Source organism: Desulfobacter postgatei 2ac9 (assembly GCF_000233695.2).
In the GTDB taxonomy this organism is placed as follows: Bacteria; Desulfobacterota; Desulfobacteria; order Desulfobacterales; family Desulfobacteraceae; genus Desulfobacter; species Desulfobacter postgatei.
Genome location: NZ_CM001488.1, coordinates 890222 through 908652 on the forward strand (window position 1 = coordinate 890222; position 18431 = coordinate 908652).

15 protein-coding genes are annotated in these 18431 nt (G+C 45.4%); 12 read left to right on the top strand and 3 right to left on the bottom strand.

Annotation, left to right across the window (positions count from 1 at the left end; genetic code table 11):
- Nucleotides 1–39 precede the first annotated feature (39 nt).
- The gene (locus tag DESPODRAFT_RS04140) at nucleotides 40–1941 is read left to right on the top strand and encodes an HDOD domain-containing protein (RefSeq protein ID WP_004071583.1); all 1902 of its coding nucleotides are present in this window, start codon (nucleotides 40–42) and stop codon (nucleotides 1939–1941) included.
- A complete protein-coding gene (locus tag DESPODRAFT_RS04145) occupies nucleotides 1934–3187 on the top strand; it encodes an adenylate/guanylate cyclase domain-containing protein (RefSeq protein WP_004071585.1) in 1254 nt (417 codons plus the stop codon). Before DESPODRAFT_RS04140 ends, DESPODRAFT_RS04145 begins: the two co-directional genes overlap by 8 nt.
- 23 nt (nucleotides 3188–3210) lie before the next feature.
- On the opposite strand, the gene DESPODRAFT_RS04150 is transcribed toward DESPODRAFT_RS04145, so the two are convergent.
- Both DESPODRAFT_RS04150 and DESPODRAFT_RS04155 read right to left on the bottom strand, forming a co-directional pair.
- On the bottom strand, nucleotides 3211–4221 hold the full coding sequence (locus tag DESPODRAFT_RS04150; protein ID WP_004071587.1) for a tetratricopeptide repeat protein: 1011 nt from the start codon (nucleotides 4219–4221) through the stop codon (nucleotides 3211–3213).
- Between the two features lie 8 nt (nucleotides 4222–4229).
- Nucleotides 4230–6236, bottom strand: coding sequence for a class I adenylate cyclase domain-containing protein (locus DESPODRAFT_RS04155; RefSeq protein WP_004071589.1), 2007 nt, complete (start codon nucleotides 6234–6236; stop codon nucleotides 4230–4232).
- Nucleotides 6237–6361: 125 nt separating this feature from the next.
- Between DESPODRAFT_RS04155 and DESPODRAFT_RS04160 the strand changes: the two genes are divergently transcribed.
- The 10 genes from DESPODRAFT_RS04160 to DESPODRAFT_RS04205 all read left to right on the top strand — a co-directional run bounded on the left by DESPODRAFT_RS04160 (nucleotide 6362) and on the right by DESPODRAFT_RS04205 (nucleotide 17303).
- The gene (locus tag DESPODRAFT_RS04160; protein ID WP_004071591.1) at nucleotides 6362–7930 is read left to right on the top strand and encodes an HDOD domain-containing protein; all 1569 of its coding nucleotides are present in this window, start codon (nucleotides 6362–6364) and stop codon (nucleotides 7928–7930) included.
- A gap of 68 nt (nucleotides 7931–7998) precedes the next feature.
- Complete coding sequence (locus DESPODRAFT_RS04165) at nucleotides 7999–8643, top strand: IMPACT family protein (protein WP_004071593.1); 645 nt, start codon at nucleotides 7999–8001, stop codon at nucleotides 8641–8643.
- 134 nt (nucleotides 8644–8777) lie between these two features.
- Nucleotides 8778–9365, top strand: a complete 588-nt coding sequence (locus DESPODRAFT_RS04170; RefSeq protein WP_004071595.1) for a helix-turn-helix domain-containing protein — start codon at nucleotides 8778–8780, stop codon at nucleotides 9363–9365.
- 11 nt (nucleotides 9366–9376) lie between these two features.
- Nucleotides 9377–10663, top strand: a complete 1287-nt coding sequence (locus DESPODRAFT_RS04175; protein ID WP_004071596.1) for a 3-isopropylmalate dehydratase large subunit — start codon at nucleotides 9377–9379, stop codon at nucleotides 10661–10663.
- Nucleotides 10664–10674: 11 nt separating this feature from the next.
- Complete coding sequence (gene leuD / locus DESPODRAFT_RS04180; RefSeq protein ID WP_004071597.1) at nucleotides 10675–11202, top strand: 3-isopropylmalate dehydratase small subunit; 528 nt, start codon at nucleotides 10675–10677, stop codon at nucleotides 11200–11202.
- 305 nt (nucleotides 11203–11507) lie between these two features.
- Entirely contained in the window at nucleotides 11508–12014 is a 507-nt protein-coding gene (locus tag DESPODRAFT_RS04185) for a KwaA family protein (protein ID WP_004071599.1), read from the top strand.
- Nucleotides 12015–12017: 3 nt separating this feature from the next.
- A complete protein-coding gene (locus tag DESPODRAFT_RS18535) occupies nucleotides 12018–12899 on the top strand; it encodes a Kiwa anti-phage protein KwaB-like domain-containing protein (RefSeq protein WP_004071601.1) in 882 nt (293 codons plus the stop codon).
- Nucleotides 12900–12979: 80 nt separating this feature from the next.
- Entirely contained in the window at nucleotides 12980–13561 is a 582-nt protein-coding gene (locus DESPODRAFT_RS04195) for a ComF family protein (RefSeq protein WP_004071603.1), read from the top strand.
- Nucleotides 13561–14118 carry a hypothetical protein gene (locus tag DESPODRAFT_RS04200; RefSeq protein WP_004071605.1) on the top strand — a complete coding sequence of 186 codons (558 nt, stop codon included), beginning with the start codon at nucleotides 13561–13563 and terminating at the stop codon, nucleotides 14116–14118. The genes DESPODRAFT_RS04195 and DESPODRAFT_RS04200 overlap by 1 nt, the downstream gene beginning before the upstream one ends.
- Before the next feature lie 941 nt (nucleotides 14119–15059).
- Nucleotides 15060–17303 (top strand): hypothetical protein, encoded by a 2244-nt coding sequence (locus DESPODRAFT_RS04205; RefSeq protein WP_004071608.1) that lies wholly within the window; start codon nucleotides 15060–15062, stop codon nucleotides 17301–17303.
- A 274-nt stretch (nucleotides 17304–17577) separates the two neighbouring features.
- Here the strand turns inward: DESPODRAFT_RS04205 and DESPODRAFT_RS04210 are convergent, their stop codons facing one another.
- Nucleotides 17578–18411, bottom strand: a complete 834-nt coding sequence (locus tag DESPODRAFT_RS04210) for an NAD(+)/NADH kinase (RefSeq protein WP_004071610.1) — start codon at nucleotides 18409–18411, stop codon at nucleotides 17578–17580.
- Between the last annotated feature and the right edge of the window lie 20 nt (nucleotides 18412–18431).

Sequence of the window (18431 nt, forward strand, 5' to 3'; positions counted from 1 at the left end):
CTTAATTGCGGGTCAGGAGAGGTGCGCTGTTTTTAAAAAATGCAAAAAGTATTATACAGAATCATCGTAAACAAGCTTGTTCCGGAAAGCATTGAGGTCTTTTCTCAAATTCTGGAAAACGAATTTAATTACACCTTAAAGAGTGTAGATGATTTTGTCAGATCTCTGCCGCGCATAATTTATGAGGGACATCATGGCAGCAAATTAAAAAAAATCTTAAAAGTTTTAAAATCGGCCAATATTGACCTCAGTGTTCATAAACTTGTTAAAGAGGAGAACTTTCTTTTTTATATTGACCAGGCAACGCATCGGCTGATTTTAAAAATTTTGAATATGACATTGAGGGCCGGAACGGATGCAGCCTTTGTTTTTATGGTTGCCGGGAATGAAAATGAGTTTTTCCTGCGTGAGTCATTAATCGGCAGGGGGGAAGAACTTGTAGATTCGTTTCGTCTCAGCGATTTTATTTTTATTATCGATGAAAGGTCCTTGTTGTTTTTAGGATTTGCCACGGATAATGAAGGACTGCACTTTTTAATTCCAAAATTGAAAAAGGCGGTACAGGGCATTGTGGGAAAGGATGCAGAAATTAAATTTGGTGAGGCTGTGTTTCCCAAAGACGGGTATTCTTTGCCTGATATTATGCGCCAGGTAAAGAAAAATTTTGGAATGAATAAAAAATGGGTAAAAAAATTAAAGGTATCAGATCCAGAGCCGGTGCGGGAGGAAAACCATATCCTGTCAGCACCGATGGTTGGGCCTGTTTTTAACGCTTTTGAGTCGGATGCGTTTTTTAAAGATGCAAAAGGAAGCTTTTTTTATAAACTGTTAGCCCTGTCTCCCGAAACAGTGTGGTCCTGTGTAAAAAATATGACCATCAAGGAACAGAAACGGTTTATGTCAAAACTTCCCCATGACTCTAAACTGGTTGATTATCTGTCAGGGAAAATTAAAAGCCAGGCAGAGGTCCGGGATGTACAGACCGCCAGGGAAGAAATTGGCCGCCTTTCTGCAGGGATGCAGTTTGAAAAGGGGATGATCGAAAGGCAGCGCAACAGGACCACGGTTGTAGGGATGCTTAACCGGATAGAGTCGCTGCCCGTCATTCCCGCGGTTGCCATGCAGGTGTATCAACTGTCAATCGATCCGGCGTCTGACATTGAAGATGTTCAAAAAGTGCTTTCCACGGACCAGGGACTTGCCTTAAAGATATTAAAACTTGTCAATTCTCCTTTTTACGGGTTGGGTCGCAAAGTTGATTCCATCAGAGAAGGGATCATCATCCTGGGGATGGAGGAAATTTCACAATTGGCATTTGGCCTGAGCCTGGCCGGCTCTTTTTCCGGGGTCGGTATAAAGGGACTGATAGACCCGGTATCGCTTCGGCGGCATGCAGTCGAGGTTGCGGTTATAGGCCGTTTTTTGTGTGAAGATCTCACGGATGACGAATTCAAAGTGGCATTTACGGCCTGTGTGCTGCATGATATCGGCAAGCTGTTTTTGATCCAGAATTTTCCGGAATTATATAAACGGGTGATGTTGGTGGCCGGAGAAATGCAGATGCCTGTATATGCGGCAGAAGAAGATATTTTTGGATTAAACCACGGCGTGGTGGGAGGCATCATCACTAAAAAGTGGAATCTGCCCGACTCCCTGGTGCAGGCCATATCGTTTCATCATTATCCGCCGGATGCCTCGGAATACCAGGAACTTGCAGCGATCGTGGGATTTGCGGACAGTCTGAACCATATGAGTACCGCAGAGGATACCCCTGGGGCAGTGGAAAGAATGTCTGTGAATTTAATGAATAAGGGTCTTATTGATGTCCTTCAGACCACTCTGGGAAATATTTCAAAAGAGATGATTGCCGATAAAAAAGTTCAGGCGGATCGATTCATGCAGAAAAACGCAACAATGATCGGATCAATAGCCGATGATTAGAGACACAGATGAAGAGAGCTGTCCGGACGGCAGGCAGTTTGAGCTGGTTAAGAACAACTATCTTAATCTCCTTGCCAAATACGAACACAGGATAAATGAACTGTCAATTCTAAAAGAATTGATCGAGTCAGTGACTTCCTTGACCCTTGCAGACCAGGAGCTGATCTGGCACAAACAGCTGGAAAGCCTTATCCGGTATAAGAGCCTGTCAGGTGCGGTAGTATACTATATTGGAACAAGACAGGAGCAGAAAGAAAAATTTTATGCCCTGAGCTTTGACCATACCACCGATTATGCAGACCTCCTGCGGGGGGCACAGGTCCTTGACACAATTGTTAATGAAAAACAACCGATCCTGGTTGCCGATCTGGGTAAGCATGGTAAACTGAATATGATAAACGGCTCCATGTTGGCACTGCCGCTGGTATCGGGCGATGAAAGCATTGGTGCATTAATTTTGTTCAGGAATCTTATTGACGGTTTTCCAAAAACCGATATCAGTTTTTTTTCAATTGTCCGTGACCATTTGATAAATACCATCGCGTTTCAGCGGTTTTATTTTGAGAAAATAGAAGAGGAAAGACATATCAGCCAATTGTCCAGGTTTTTCTCAAAGGGTGTTGTGAAAAAAATCCTGGAAAACAGCGCGCCCAGGTTGGGCGGAGAGCGTAAAAAGGCCTGCGTATTATTTGCCGACCTCCAGGGGTTTACAGCGTTGTCTGAGCAACTTGCATCAGAGCAGGTGGTAGAGGTGCTCAATAATTTTTTCCACTACATGATTCCCATTGTATTCCAAAATCACGGGACATTGGATAAGCTTATCGGGGATTGTATTATGACCGTGTTCGGCGCGCCCATTGATGATAAAAAAGACTGTTATCATGCGGTAAAAACCGCCCTGGAAATGTTCGTTGTCTTTAACCGGTTGAAGGATAAAAAAGGCGGAGTATACCAGCACCTGAAGATGACGGTGGGTATCAATTTCGGTGAATTGATTGTAGGTTTCATCGGCGAGCAGAACCACCTGGACTATACGGTGATCGGTGATACGGTGAATTCTGCGCAACGGCTTCAGTCAATGGCAGGCGGCAATGAAATTTTTATTTCCGAGAGTGTGTTGGAGAGGACAGGCAAGGATCTCAATACCATGGAGAACATCAAGTCCGTTCATGATCTGGGGACCATGACCCTGAAAGGAAAAAGCCATCAATTGAAGGTCTATAAAATTATCCCGGAGATATGCTGATCCCCTAATTACCAAACAAGCTCTCAGATCATCCCCAGATCAATGGCTTTAATTACCTGTTTGGCCTCGGTAAAGCCGTGGTCTTTGTCAAGGGCGGCCTGGAAATAGGTTTTGGCTTTGCTGGTGTTTTTGGCATCTAGATAAAGGCGGCCGATATTGTAATAGATATAGGGCTCGTCCGGGTGGACTTTCAACGCTTTTTTGTACTGTTTCATGGCTTCTTTTGTGTCCCCCTTTTTCCGGTAAAGCACGCCTAATGTGTTGAATACGTTCAGTGAGTTGGTCCCGGAAGCCAACAGCTCATTGAGCAGATCCTCGGCTTTTCCCAGTTTATCGGTATCCATATAGATTTCTGCGGCGATCCGGGTGTACTCTTCGGCCTTTTCAACATCCCCCATAGCCCTGTATACCACGGCCATGGCTTTGTATGCCTTGACAAAAAGCCGGTCCAGGCTCGTTGCCTTGGAAAAGGCTTCTATGGCTTCGGGATGCTTGTTTTGAGCCGTTTTGATGTATCCGATATTGTAATAGTATTCGGGATTTTCTCTCTGGGTCACCAGGGTTTGGAATAACCCCAGCGCCTTTTTGTATTCTTTTTTTTCAATGAGTTCGAGGCCTTTTTTTACACTTAGCTCGACCTGGTGGATGACAGGATCTTTTAGCTTTCCTAAGGCTGTGATCAACCTCATTTTCAAGGACTTGGGATCATAGGGGATGACAAAGAGCCCGCTGACACCTGCCTGACCTGCTTTGATGACCTTGATTTTGGTAAATGCGCTGTCTGTTAAAAAAAAAGGCAGCTCCCCCAAACGTTCTTCTTTTCTCAAAATTTTTAACAGGGCCAGTCCGGACATATCGCTCATATCATAGGCCGCAATAATACATCCGATGTCGGATGTTTTCAATACCGTCCACCCCTTGTCTGCGCTGTCGGCCGTTATGATATTGGTGTAGCCGACCTTTTTCAGGGCTGTTAAAAGTCTGTCCTGCTCCATGGTGTCTTCGGTGATGGTGAGAATTGAGGGGTGGGGCATATACATTCCTATAATTTGTCCAGCATTGGACGAGTCCTTTTAGCTGTTCCCGGTCGGTGCATCAGAAAACGCTCCGCCAAAAACTGTTTGATTCCGTATACGGCATTTTCATCCCGGTTTTGTGCCATCTGAAAAAAGAACAGACGGATCTCTTCGCCGGCATACTGGTTAATTTTATCGGCTATTTTTCTATACCTATCATCCAAGACCCCTTCGGTGTCAAGCCTCAAGAGATCCAGAAACAGTTCCCCCCAGGAATTGAGGGCCAACAGCTCAACTTGCGTCACACCGCAGCGCGCAGACGGGCATACAAGCAGAATCACTATTTTGGTCCACCGGGCATCGTATTCAAAACAGCCGTCAAAAAGAGGTTTGACCGGCTGCATGATCAGGTAGAGGGCATCTGTGGAGACAGGCTGGGCCTTGCTTTCATAGAGTTTAAGCCTGGTTTTCAGTTTGATCTGGGTTTTATCCCTCCGGTAAAGCCGGTTTTCCATGATCCATCCCATCAGGCCCAGGAAGGTTTTGGATGTGTGGATAACGCTGCTGTCATGGATTGTATTTGAAAGCGCAGCGCTTAAAATCCACTCGCCCATTGAATTTTCTTTTATCGAAAGAAATGGAAAGGAATGTCGGGTCAAAAAATTTGAACTTGACGGAATTTTGCCGGCTTCCTTGTTCAGGCGCTCCTTGACTTTGTTGTTGAGGATTTTCATATTTCTTTGTTCCGCCGGGGGCAGGTTTTTTTCAATGGCTTTTCCTTTGGCACTGATCTGTTCGTACATCCCGGCCAGACGTTGGATTAAGGTTGAGTCAAGAAGCTGTTTTCCTTGCTCAGGCCAGTTTGGATATGAGATCAGTTTTTTGACCTGGGACGGAGGAACGTTCCAGGTTCGGATGTATTTGTCTATCAGCTGTTTTTTGGGTGAACCCGGTTCCGGCAGCCTGACTTTGGGGTAGCCGCAGAGCCTGAGAAATATCGCGGTTTTTATAAGTTTTAGCCCATCCGGGGCATGGACCTGATGGTAGTGGAGTACTCTGTCAAACACAATTTTGTAAGGATCACTTTCGCAGTCGTCAATGCCGGCTTTTGCAAATTTCTGCTTGAGTTGGTCGCACAGGAGCATGGCGCTATCTTTTTCGTTCGTTATGTGGGAAAGGATCATGGTGGCCTTAAGCAGCGCCTTGACCGGATCTTCTTTGGATTTGCAGATGTGCCAGCGGATGCCCTGGTAAATGTCTTTGACGGATGGCATTTCTACCTTTCCAAGGTCAAGAAAATTTTTTAATAAAAAAGCCAGTTCAGGCTGCCGGAACAGATGTTCAACCAAACGGTCGTATGTTCCCTGCGGCATATTTGCCGGCAAAATGGTCCATATCGGAATCTTGCCGGCAATCATTAAAAAGGTCCGGTAAAATTCTTCTTTGAGGAACAGTTTGGGGGCAATCATTGTTTCAGGTTCTTCAAAACCGGCATAGCAGTTTTTCCGGATGTCGGCCTGGTCCATGATGAAAAACGTCACTTCCTGATCAAAGTTTTCCCTGGCAAATTTAACAATGTGGTTGAGTTTTTTTTCAAAGTTGTAATATCGTTGTTCCGTAAAGCCGGTTCTGTCAATGATGACCCAGTAATCAAAGTCCGACTGGGCGGATTGGGTAAAGGTCCCTAGAGAACCGATGTGGTAAAAACCAAGCACGCAGGGATCTTTGATGTCCGTTTTAGTTTCAAGAATATCCCCGGGTACCTCTTCCATGTCCAGCAGCGCTTTATAAAATCCAGAGTTCTTAAAGTTATAGATGCCGCAGGCTTCAGGCGCTTCAGGCACATAACCCTCGAATTGCGGATGGTTAATGTGGATGAGAAAAGGAATTTTGATAAAAAGTTCAAGCTTGGGACCTGAAAGGTAACGCAAGGCCTCACGCATTCTCACCACGTTGTAGTTGGAAAAGGCCGCTTTCATCCTGGTAAGCTTGGTCGCCAGGGTGTTTTCTGTGGGTGCTGAAGCGTCGCGCATTGTCTGTCCCGGTTTTATAGGTGAGTAAATCATTTGAAAAGATAATACAAAATGTCTAAGATTATAGTGATATTATAAGAACGATTTTTTATTATTTTCAAGCCAAGTTTTAACATGGAGCATGAATGGGCGACAGGGAATCCTCCCATACCGGCATTGATTTGGATATTATCTGCATCAGCGAACTGGTTACAAGAGATGAAGGTGCTCCGGAAAAATTTCACGACGGCATACGTTCGGACCCCAATGATTATCGGGTCTATTTAAATGGTATTATAAAAAGAATGCAGGGCAGGGATGCGTTTTTAACCTTTGCCCAACAGATCAATAACGTTAACCGGATATTGAGTATGGACTATAGCTCTGCAGGGGATATTGCCCGGGTGATCCTTAACGATCTGAGTTTGACCGCCCAGGTGCTGAAACTTGTGAATTCCTCAATTTACCGGCAGTTTTCAGACAAAGGCATTTCAACCCTTTCCGAGGCCATGATCATATTGGGTACGGATGAAATCCGGGAACTGGCCGCCGGGCTTAAGATTTTTGAGATGATGAAGTCAAGGGCCAATTCCATGGTCTTGAGGGATAAAATGCTCAGAAGCCTTCATCGGAGTGCCGTTGCCAGGCAGATTGAAAGGGAAAAGGGCGGTAGAACTTCGGATGCCTTCCCCATTTCAGCCATGTTGTATGAGTTCGGAGAATATCTGGTGGCACTTCTGGATCCGGATACTTACATCAGGGTGGAGGTGGCCTTGGAAGAAGAGGGAGTATCAAGGGAAACTGCGGCTAAAATGATTTTAGGCGTAACCTATTTTGAACTCGGTCAGATGGTTGCTTTGAAGTTTAATTTGCCCCAGAAGATCGTCCAGGCCATGCGGCCGGTTTCATTGACTGCCGGGCAGAGTCTGAAGATTGCCCCAAAAGAGGAGACCAGATATCTCTGTGCATTTGTCTATGAACTATGCAATATTCCTGCGTTGGAAAATGACGCTGTATCCCTTGATGCTGCAGGTACGCTTGTGGATAAGTATCGCGGCCTTTTGGATTTTGATGCCCGGCAGGCACTGACGTTGACCTGTACGGCCATGGATCGGGTGATTCGGCATGCTGAAATTCTAGGCATTGATCCTGTGTTAACGGAACCTGTGAAAAGCGATCCGGGGATAAAAAACAAAGTGAAACTGGATCTGGGTATCAGTCGCGTGGAAGAGGCCTTGGGTGAAGGGCTGAGCATTCATGAAATTTTTACCCGGTTAATCGACACCATGGCGCAGTGCTTTTATTTTAAGCAGATTGTCATCAGTATCAAAAAAAAAGAGAACAACACCATGGTGCCCCGTTTTGTCCGGGGCGAAAAACGGCCGGATGGATTCGGTCAAGTCATGGGATTCAAAATTGAATCGGCATCGGACATTTTTAACAATGCCATCGACCGGAAAACCGATATCATTGTCAAAGATACTCAAAAAGAGTTTTCCCGGCAGCAGATTCCTTCCTGGTACATGGAAAAGATAGCCTGCCCATTTCTGGTAAAGGGGTTCGGCATTTTCCCCGTATTTGTGGACGGCAAAATAGTCTCTATGCTTTATGTGGATTGGGATGAAAAAACACCGGATCCGGACCAAAATACACTGTCGTATATCCAGAGATTCAGACAACAGATGATTAAAGCCTTCACCCTTCACTCTAAATAGGCTCGTCCTCAATCCTACGGTCATATTCGGCCTTTTATTTGAGTTTGATTTGTACTATACCATGATCCATGAATACGGATTGCGAAAAATCAGTTTTTTATTCCGTGGGGCGGTCCATCTGCGATCCCGTTCGCCGGGCGGAAATAAAAATCAAGCGCTCCGTATTTGTCTGTCGGCTCAGCTATGTTGAGACCATTGAAGATGCAAAGGAATTTATCTCCAAAGTTTCCAAAGAATACAAAACCGCCACCCATAACTGCTGGGCTTATGTGGTGGGCGATTCCGGGCAGATCAGTCATTGCTCAGATGCGGGGGAACCCCCGGGTACGGCCGGCAAGCCCATGCTCAACACCCTTTTATCCCATCATATGACCTGTACTGCGGCGGTTGTTACCCGGTATTACGGCGGGGTGAAGCTCGGGGTGCGGGGGTTGATTGAGGCCTACGCCTTGGCTGTGGCCGAAGCCATTGCCCAGGCTCCCCTGGTCCGGCTGGTAAAAACAGAATCTTTCCGAATCTGCCTGGATTACAGCCTGAATGATTCATTTTTAAACCGCATCAGTGCCCTGAAGACCACAATTGCCGGAACCGATTATAAAGAGCGGGTCACCCATGAATTGGTCGTGGAGTTGTCCGACCTTTCGGCCCTGGAATCAATGCTCACGCAATACCAACGCCAGGGGCTTCTCAATTATATCAAAATATCAGCCTGATTTTTTAACGGCAGATGTTTTCTCCCTAAAGATTTTTTCCTGTATCTGTTTTTCATCCGGCTAAAAAGTATTGACACCAAGCAAAAATTCACTAATCTTTAACAAGAATAATAAATACTGAATTTAGGAAATGAATGAAAATTAAACTGGGCCCGTTATTGCGGGCCATTCGAAATTCACGGCATCTGACCATCAAAGAGGTGGCATCAAAAGCCGGGGTCAGTTCAAGTCTGTTGTCCCAGATTGAACGAAACCGCATATCCCCGTCTCTGGATACCCTGCTGGAATTGTTGGAAGTCTACGGGGTCTCTCCGGAGAAGTTTTTTAAAGATTATGAAACCATGAACCGGGTGGAGATTATAAAAAAGGACCAGCGCCGGGTTTACCAGCGCAAGGGGTTTAAATATGAAACCCTGAGTGGATACAGCCAGTCCAAAGGCAACCACTCATTTACCGCCTTTTTTCTTGAGCTTGCCCCGGGACAGAAGCGGGGGGATGAGAATGACGGCCATCTTGGCCGGGAGCTGGGGATTGTGGTTAACGGTTGTGGTCAGTTGATTTACGGCGGGGATGTCTACGATATCAGTGACGGGGATACCCTCTCTTTTTCGTCACAGATACCCCATGTGATTAAAAATACCGGTAAGGATTTGTTTCAGGCCTACTGGATTGTCACACCGGCTGACGGTGAAGATTATTTTGGTGAAGGAAATAACAAGTAATGGAGAGTGCCATGGGAAAAACAATTGCTGAGAAAATTTTTGACGCCCATCTGGTGGACAAACCCTTCGGGGATGTCAGCGTCCTGCGCCTGGATCGGGTTTTTTGTCATGAAATTACCACCCCGATTGCGATCCAGGATCTGGTTGCACGCGGAAAAGACCGGGTGTTTGATCCGGATAAAATCAAGGCGGTGATTGATCATGTTTCACCGGCCAAGGATTCCAAAACCGCCATGCAGGGAAAAATTCTGCGGGACTGGGCCTTGCGTCACGGTATAAAAGATTTTTTTGATATCGGCCGGAACGGGGTCTGCCATGCCCTGTTTCCTGAAAAAGGGTTTGTCCGTCCCGGATTCACCATCATTATGGGCGACTCACATACCTGCACCCACGGGGCATTTGGTGCCTTTGCCGCGGGCGTGGGCACCACCGATCTGGAGGTGGGCATTTTAAAGGGGGTGTGCACCTTTAAACAGCCGGAAACCTTTAAAATTGAAATCACCGGCACCCTTCGTCCGGGCGTATATGCCAAGGATATTATTCTTGAGGTGATTGGTCAGATTTCAGTGAACGGGGCGACCAATATGGTCATTGAGTTTACCGGCCCTGTGGTGGATGCCATGGGCATGGACCAGCGCATGACCCTTGCCAATATGGCCGTGGAGGCCGGTGCCACATCGGGTATCTGTCTGCCGGACATGACAACGGTACAGTATCTGTGGCCTTTTATTAAGGATGAGTTCGAAAGCCCCGAGGAGGCTCTGGCACAATATTCCCGGTTCAGTTCCGATCCGGATGCCGTCTATGCAAAGACAAAAACCATTGATGTCACCAGCCTTGAACCCATGGTGACCTTTGGATTCAAACCGGATAATGTTAAACCGGTCTCCCAGATGACGGGTACGCACGTGGATCAGGTTTACATCGGTTCCTGTACCAATGGGCGTCTGGAGGATCTTCGGGAAGCAGCCGCCGAGGTGGCAGGTAAAAAAATCAGCCCCGGAGTACGGGCCATTGTATCTCCTGCTACGCCTGATATTTTTAAGGCGGCACTGGATGAAGGACTGATTAAAATTTTTATGGATGCCGGGTTTTGCGTGACCAACCCCACCTGCGGGGCCTGTCTTGGCATGAGTAACGGGGTTCTGGCTGAAGGGGAGGTGGCTGCGTCCACCACCAACAGAAATTTTAACGGACGAATGGGCAAAGGCGGCATGGTTCATCTCATGAGCCCGGCCACGGCGGCGGCCACCGCACTCCATGGTGTGATCACTCATTCTGACCGGTTTAAAAGTTAGGGAGGTATATTATGAAAGACTTTGAAGGAAATATGCTCTGCCTGGACCGGGCAGATATCAATACCGACGAAATTATTCCGGCCAGATACCTGACGGAAAGTTCAAAATCCGCCTTGAAACCACACCTGCTTGAAGATTTAATCCTGGATGGTTTTAATCCCCAGACCGATTTGAAAGATATCCGTGTGATTTTATCCCGGGGCAATTTCGGGTGTGGCTCTTCCAGGGAGCATGCGCCCTGGGCACTGGAAGCTAACGGCATCAATGTGGTCATCGCCCCAAGCTTTGCCCGGATTTTCAGGCAGAATATGTTTAATTGCGGCATGATGGCCATTGAATTGCCTGAAGATAAGGTCCAGGCCCTGTTCGAGCTGGGTGAGGGCAAAGATGGCCGGCTTTGCATAGATGTGGAAAGCCAGACCATCACCGCAACCAATGGCAGCGGCAAAGAACTGAAACTTGAATTTCCTGTTTCACAATTTGACAAAACCCTGGTAAAAACCGGCGGCTGGGTAGAGTTCGCAGATAAAAATTATTAATTAGCGCCTGAACGAAAACCGCGTGTTTGGACGGCTCGTAAGAGGGGCGTATGCCCACAAAGTTGCCCGGATGCGCATAAAATTTAACCCCCTCACGGTTGTGAGGGGGTTACGTTTTTTTGTTAACCTTATCTTGAAAAAATATAGGCCTTCCCAGATAATGTTAATGTTTTTAGCATTGATTTTTTTCACATTTATGCCGATCTGGTTATTCTTTCTTTTCGGATATTATTCTGTTAGATAAGTCACTATGAAAGATAAACGGAAACCACAGATCAACTTGTTAGTCACACAAGGAGTTAACATTGAGAAACTGGCTTAAATCCTTATTGTTTGTTTCAGCTTTTTCGCCAGCACTATTGGCTCTAGCTGGAGTCAGGTATTATTCAAAGGGCCTGGATACAGTTTTTTATCAGTTGGTAGTAATTGCATTGATCGGTATCATCTTACCATTCTTGATTCTTTCACTCATAAGAAAAAAAGCAGAAATAATCAACTTCAAAGCCAAAAAAGTTGAATCTGCAGATTATTTGCTTCTTGTATTTATTGGAAGTTACATCGCACCCATAATCATGAAAGTAGCGGAAATAAACTTTGAGATCACAGCAATCATTGTTTTAATCTTATTCTTCGTTGCATGGATTATTTCTTATATTCCAACTCATCCTCTTTTATACATAGCTAAATTCAGATTTTATAAAGTAGAGTCTGATACTGGAATGGTCTATGTCCTCATGGCGAGACGAATCATAAGAAGTCCTAAAAGCATCAAAGAAGTAAAACAAATCTCTAACAGTATGTTAATGGAGTGATAAATGCCCTTAAACCTTTTTGCACTTACAAACAACCCTTCAAAAAGAATTGTAAAGTTTGAATTATCAAACGATGTTCAAGAGGAATTAACAAACTATCTCACAGCACAAGAAACAAGATTTACTCAAGCTGAAGAAGAAATAGAATTTGATGGAAAGTACAAGCCTGATGATGGAGAAATTCTTTTCATTGACGGCTATGACGATATTGATGACTTATCATCAGCAGTTGAAAACCCATTAAGTCCAGAAGTCGTTGACCCAACAGAAGATTTTTTTGCTGAAATAAAAGCACTTTTCACTGGATATACGGCAGAGAATGGAAATGTAAGAGTACTACTTCAAAATTTTGATAAAAGAAGGATAATCTCCACAAATGGCTTATCTATTTTTCATTCGTCTAATGTTTACAAAAAAATTGAGGGTATTGGGTTGACCATTGACCATAAACTTACAGCAACTTTAGAGAGCGGGAAATTAAAATTTTTCAGCTTTCACAATACTCGCCAAATGTTTGATTTGAGTGAATACTATAAAGTTGCCACCGATGATGATGTAAGAGAATTTGCAGCTCTTGATATAATAAAGTCAGAAAACACTGAACAACTAATCGAGATTTCTGATTCTTGGGTTAGAAGGAAAATATCTCTTATCCATCAAAGTGGGATTTTACAAAATGTTCCAATAAATGAGATGAAGACTGTTGCTACTGAATTCAATATTCCATTTTTGACAGAAATGGACGATTCAGAAGAAGTGATAAAATTGCCAGATAATAAACGAGATCTAAAAAAAATGTTACGATTCCTTGATGAAGACTACTATAAATCGCCACTTTCAAACACAGCATTTGTGACCAATTCAAAAAGGGTAGTTACCATCTGAAATCAGCTAACAAATGCTTCAGCCAGCGCTCGTTCCTCGCGCGTCTAAAGCTGTTTATTCATACAAAGGGACGGTTCTATATGAAAGTTAATGTAAAAAAAATTGAAGGAATATGGGATAAAGGTTTTTCCTTAGATAAACATACAATCAGTAGTACACCTATAGGATATAATGACTATGGCCATATGCAATTTGATACAATTCGCCCAGAGGCCGGTGAAGCATTGTTCCAGCTTAAATACCGCTCAGATTTCACACAGGCTCCTATAATTGCATCCCAAATGTACGAGTCCTTGGCAAAAAAATATCCCTTTGTTAGCTTCATAGTTCCAATGCCAGCGTCCAGACAAAGACAAAGACAACCAGTAACTGAAATTGCAAGATCATTAGCCAATTTAATGAATGTTCCATGTTTGGAAGAATTTTTAATTAAAAAACAAGCTACTCCGGCGATGAAAGATATTCATGATAGAGATGAAAAAGTACAGACCTTAGAAAATGCCTTCTCGATCAATGATACTATAGGTGATGGGCTTTATGACGTATTGGTTGTAGACGACTTATTTGATACGGGTTCATCACTTGAAGCCGCTACTAATGTGTTAAAAAGTTGTGGTAAAATACAACATGTTTATGTGGCAACTGTTACAAGGAAAAAATAATGCATAAAATTTTTATTTCAGGTTCCATGCGAATAAAAAATATTGATAAGGCAGTAATTAACAGAGTTAACAATATTATCAACTCAAAATTTGGAATAATCATTGGAGATGCCGATGGTGTTGATTCGTCTATCCAAAATTATTTAAAAAATACCAACTATGATGAAGTGACAGTCTACTGTACTGGTCAAATACCACGTAATAATTTAGGTTCTTGGAGTATTAACCCCATCGTTACCGACAAAAAACCTGGGACCCGTGAATATTTCACTGCAAAAGATTTAAGTATGGCAAAAGACTGTGATTTCGGGTTAATGATTTGGGATTCAAAAAGTACAGGTACATTGAGTAATGTTTTAGAGTTGCTATATTCGAATAAAAAATCTTTGGTATTCGTGAATAAACTTAAACAATTTTTTGAAATTACAAACGTAGAATCATTTGAAAAATTGATTTCTGTAATGAGTGAAGCGTATTTTGAGAAAGCGGATAAGAAAATAAAATTAAGAAATAAACTCAAACAATTAAAGAATAAACAACTAGAATTATTTGACTAACAAATAAATTCAGGGGACGCAAAAAGCCGGGGATAAATGGGGTCAGAGTAAAATTAAATTTTTTAATTTTAACTATAATTTGAACCATTATCTTCAAAATAATTTTACTCTGGTCCTAATTATTCGGCCGGCGGGTTAAGGAAAAGAAAAGAGGAAGGCCGGTTGGGTGGCGGAAGCCAAAGATTTAATTTTACTCTGACCCCAATTAGAATCAGAACGCTACAGAGGAAGCTCTATTGTAAGGCCAAGCCAAGCAGTCAAAGAGCGCAAGCCTTACGATGAAGAACATCGGAAAGCCGTGTAAGGAAAAACCGTATGCACGATTTGATGAGGGAGCATTGAGGATGCAAGGTCTTTGGAACACGTAGTAGCCGCGTGCGGCAAGGCGTCTCGAATATAAAAAGGGCTAAAGAAACCGGCCGAATCAGTGCTCTACTCTATCCGGATTAAAGATGTCCCCGGATGGTAAGAATCGAATAGTGTAACGCCCAATTTCTATCAGTGACAAAAAAGTGTAACGGGCAGATATCCCGCTGCTTACCCCGCCCAAAATTTCAATAAATACCCCGCCTATCCTGCCTTTTGGTGGCATCCATGGTGTTTGTTGAAAGGAGCCAAAGGCGTTACACTATTTTGAAAAACTGGGTAAAAAATACCCGTTACACTATTTGAATCTCAGCACCCGGATTAGATATTTTTTTTTGGAAAACACCAACATAGTCTCACCCCAATTTTTCAAACCTTGATTTTTTTTTCTTGCCTTAACTTATTCCACCCTGATACAGATATTTCATACCTGTATCAGGGTGGAGATAATATTTCGGATTCTGGAGGATTGGTTATGATTTGGCTGACAAAAAACAAATTCGGGTACCTTTATCTTTTATCACTATAGGGTTCTGCTTCTCCGCGTTTAACCTTTAACAGAAGGAAACCTTTAAATGGAACATACCTCTAATGCAACACATCGCTGGAGATTCTGTCGTCTGGGTGGATTTGATCAGGTACGCCTGGAAAGAACTGAAGACCTTCAGCATCTGATGGAGCTTGATCAAAAACTTTGGGCTGCGCTCAGTTGTCCGGTTAATGGTCTGGAATTCGATTCCAGAACTCTGGCTATGCTTGACAGTGATTCCGATGGGCGGGTGCGTGTTCAGGAGGTTCTGGCTGCAGTAAACTGGATCTGTTCGGTACTCAATAGTCTGGATTCGGTAATGGCTGGTTCCAGCGAACTGCCTCTGCAGGCTATCAACGACAGCAATCCGGAGGGACAGCAGCTGCTTGCTTCGGCCAGACAACTCCTTACTTATCTTCGCAAATCCGAGGCTGACCGTATCACCATTGAAGATGTTGCCGACACCTCCCTGCTGCTTCACGATTCAGCTTTCAACGGCGATGGCATCATCCCGACCCACTCGGCTGAGGACGAAGAAACAAGGACGCTTATTGAGGAAATCATGACCTGTGTCGGCAGTGATGAGGATCGCAGCGGTCTGCCAGGCATCTCCCGGGAACGGATCGACCTCTTTTTCGAGTCTGCGCGATTGTATACAGAGTGGTGGGCAAAGGCGACCAGCAATCCTGCTGTCCTGCCATTTGGTGAGACCACTACGGATGTCGCTGCAGTGTTTAGCTCACTGAAGAACAAAATTGACGATTTTTTTGTGCGCTGCAGCCTGGCGGCTTTTGACGCTAAAGCCGAGGAGCCTCTCAATCCCTCGATTGTCACCTACGAAGCCATTGCCGGCCAGGATCTGCATGGTGCGACCGAAGAACTGGGGCGTTTTCCTCTGGCGCACATTCAGGCTGGGCGTGCCCTGCCACTAAAGGAGGGACTCAACCCGGCCTGGGCTGGCCTCATGAAGCAGTTCGTAAAGATGATTGTCGCTCCGTCGTTCGGATCGCTGGAGCAGGTTGACGAGGATCAATGGCAGCAGATCAAAGCCAATTTTGCCGCCTACGAGGCCTGGAGCGCCGAAAAAAGTGGGGTGGAGGTCGAACCGCTGGGTCTTGAGCGGATACAGACAATACTGCAGAGCTCGCAGCGGGAACGACTGGAAGAACTTATCGAACGTGATCTGGAGCTGACACAACAGGTTGATACCATTATCAAGGTTGAGAAGCTGGTACATTTCAACCGGGATCTTTACCGTTTGCTCAATAATTTTGTTACTTTTCGCGATTTTTATGCCCAGGGACGCAAAGCCATTTTCCAGTCCGGTACGCTCTTTATTGATGGCCGGGCCTGCGAACTTTGTGTCAGGGTGGCAAGTGTCGACACCCATAGCCCGCTCGCCAGTCTGAGCAGGGCATACCTGGCGTATTGCAACTGCAAGCGTCGCAACAGCAGTGAGACTATGATCATTGCCGCTGCTTTTACCGGCGGTGACTCAGACAACCTGATGGTCGGTCGAAACGGTGTGTTTTACGATGCCAAGGGTGATGACTGGGATGCGACAATCGTCAAAATCATCGACCATCCGATCAGCGTCTCTCAGGCGTTTTGGTCACCCTATAAACGCATTGGCCGCATGATCGGCGAGCAGCTTGAAAAATTTGCCGCCGCGAAAGATAAAGCGGTGGACAGCGGCACCAGTGCCGGGATAGCCGACGTGGGAAATAAGGCGGCTGCCGGTGCCAAACCCGCTCCGCCTTTTGATGTGGGCAAATTTGCTGGTATCTTCGCAGCCATCGGTTTGGCTTTGGGTGCTATCGGCACTGCAGTCGCTGCGATTATTGGCGGCTTCATGGGCCTGCCTGTTTGGCAAGTGCCGTTGGCTTTCGGTGGCATAATACTTGTTATTTCAGGTCCATCCATGCTGATCGCCTTCCTCAAGCTGCGGCAGCGCAACCTCGGCCCTATTCTTGACGCCAACGGCTGGGCGGTCAATACCAAGGCCCGCATCAACATCCCGTTCGGCGCCACGCTCACCAAGATGGCGGAGTTGCCCAAAGGCGCCGACCGGACCCTGGTCGATCCCTTTGCCGAAAAAAAACCCCACTGGAAACGATGGGTATTTCTGGTGATACTGCTCACGGTCCTGAGTTTTGCCTGGAACAAGGGCTATATTCAGCAAATCAGCCAGAAAATTACGGCCAGAATAGCAGGTCAAACAAGCAATAGTCAAACGCAACCTGCGCCTGAACCATCCCAGGAACAGAAGCCTGAACCTGCAGCTAAATAATTCACTAAAAGTATGGAGAATTTCTCGCCGGACCAATACTGGTCCGGCTTTTCTCTTTTAACAAATTTAACTCTCCTTTGGTAGAGTTGCTCTCACTTGCACCTGAACTATACTCACGAGGAGACCGTTCATTAACAATGACCTTTGAAGATCAGTTAAATGTTCTGATATACTTCCATCTTCAAGAGTACAAATCCCCCCGACATCTGATTCAAGATCTGGACGAAAATGAATTTATACCGTTATAATCCGCATAAAACAGTGGAGCTGCCTGTCAGGACCTGCCGCCGCTCCAGTGCAGCCGTGTTTTCAGCACTCTGAAATAGGAGTGGGGTTCAAAGGAGATCATTTTTACGCTGTGGCGGCTTTTTTGAATATAGATCCTGTCACGGGCGGTATCCATATCAAAACCCTCCTGGCCGTCCAGGGTCAGAATCATATCCTCGGGGCTGCCTTTCAGTCTGATTTCGATCTGGATATGGTCCGGGATGAGTAACGGCCGGTTGGTCAGGGTAAATGGACAGATCGGGGTCAAAATGGTGGATGGCACCTCGGGATGAACTACAGGCCCGCCTGCGGCCAGGGAATAGGCCGTCGATCCAGTCGGCGTGGCCACAATCAGACCATCGGCCCGGTAGGTGGTCAAGTAGGTGTCATCCAAATAGACGGCGCATGAGGCAAGCCTCGACAGGGCCGCCTTATTGATGACCGCATCATTCAGCACATCTTCGTCCACAATGCACTGACTGTCCCGGATTACCCGGATATTGAGGCGGCTGCGTTCCTGGATAAGATAATCCCCGTTAAACACTGTCTCAACCACCTTGCAAAGAAGATCCTCCGTGGTTTCAGCAAGAAATCCGACTTCACCGAATTTGACCCCCATCAGGGGGATGTCCGAATCACCGATATATCGGGCCACACTTAAAAATGTGCCGTCTCCGCCAAGCACAACAATGCAGATCAGATCTTCGGGGATGGGTGGCGGCGTCGGAGCCTGGGTGTCAATGATCAGGCACCTGTCCCCTATGTGCCGGATCAATTCCCGGGCTTTGTCCTGGGCGTGATCTTCGTCTTTTATTACAAGTCCGATGCGCTGCTTACTCACGTTTTTCCTCTTGTCTGTTT

Coding starts and splice junctions, on each gene's coding strand:
- DESPODRAFT_RS04140 (WP_004071583.1), top strand. CDS start 40: ATGCAAAAAGTATTATACAGAATCATCGTAAACAAGCTTGTTCCGGAA.
- DESPODRAFT_RS04155 (WP_004071589.1), bottom strand. CDS start 6,236: ATGCGCGACGCTTCAGCACCCACAGAAAACACCCTGGCGACCAAGCTT.
- leuD (WP_004071597.1), top strand. CDS start 10,675: ATGAAAGACTTTGAAGGAAATATGCTCTGCCTGGACCGGGCAGATATC.
- DESPODRAFT_RS04145 (WP_004071585.1), top strand. CDS start 1,934: ATGATTAGAGACACAGATGAAGAGAGCTGTCCGGACGGCAGGCAGTTT.
- DESPODRAFT_RS04205 (WP_004071608.1), top strand. CDS start 15,060: ATGGAACATACCTCTAATGCAACACATCGCTGGAGATTCTGTCGTCTG.
- DESPODRAFT_RS18535 (WP_004071601.1), top strand. CDS start 12,018: ATGCCCTTAAACCTTTTTGCACTTACAAACAACCCTTCAAAAAGAATT.
- DESPODRAFT_RS04170 (WP_004071595.1), top strand. CDS start 8,778: ATGAAAATTAAACTGGGCCCGTTATTGCGGGCCATTCGAAATTCACGG.
- DESPODRAFT_RS04150 (WP_004071587.1), bottom strand. CDS start 4,221: ATGCCCCACCCCTCAATTCTCACCATCACCGAAGACACCATGGAGCAG.
- DESPODRAFT_RS04165 (WP_004071593.1), top strand. CDS start 7,999: ATGAATACGGATTGCGAAAAATCAGTTTTTTATTCCGTGGGGCGGTCC.
- DESPODRAFT_RS04160 (WP_004071591.1), top strand. CDS start 6,362: ATGGGCGACAGGGAATCCTCCCATACCGGCATTGATTTGGATATTATC.
- DESPODRAFT_RS04200 (WP_004071605.1), top strand. CDS start 13,561: ATGCATAAAATTTTTATTTCAGGTTCCATGCGAATAAAAAATATTGAT.
- DESPODRAFT_RS04195 (WP_004071603.1), top strand. CDS start 12,980: ATGAAAGTTAATGTAAAAAAAATTGAAGGAATATGGGATAAAGGTTTT.
- DESPODRAFT_RS04175 (WP_004071596.1), top strand. CDS start 9,377: ATGGGAAAAACAATTGCTGAGAAAATTTTTGACGCCCATCTGGTGGAC.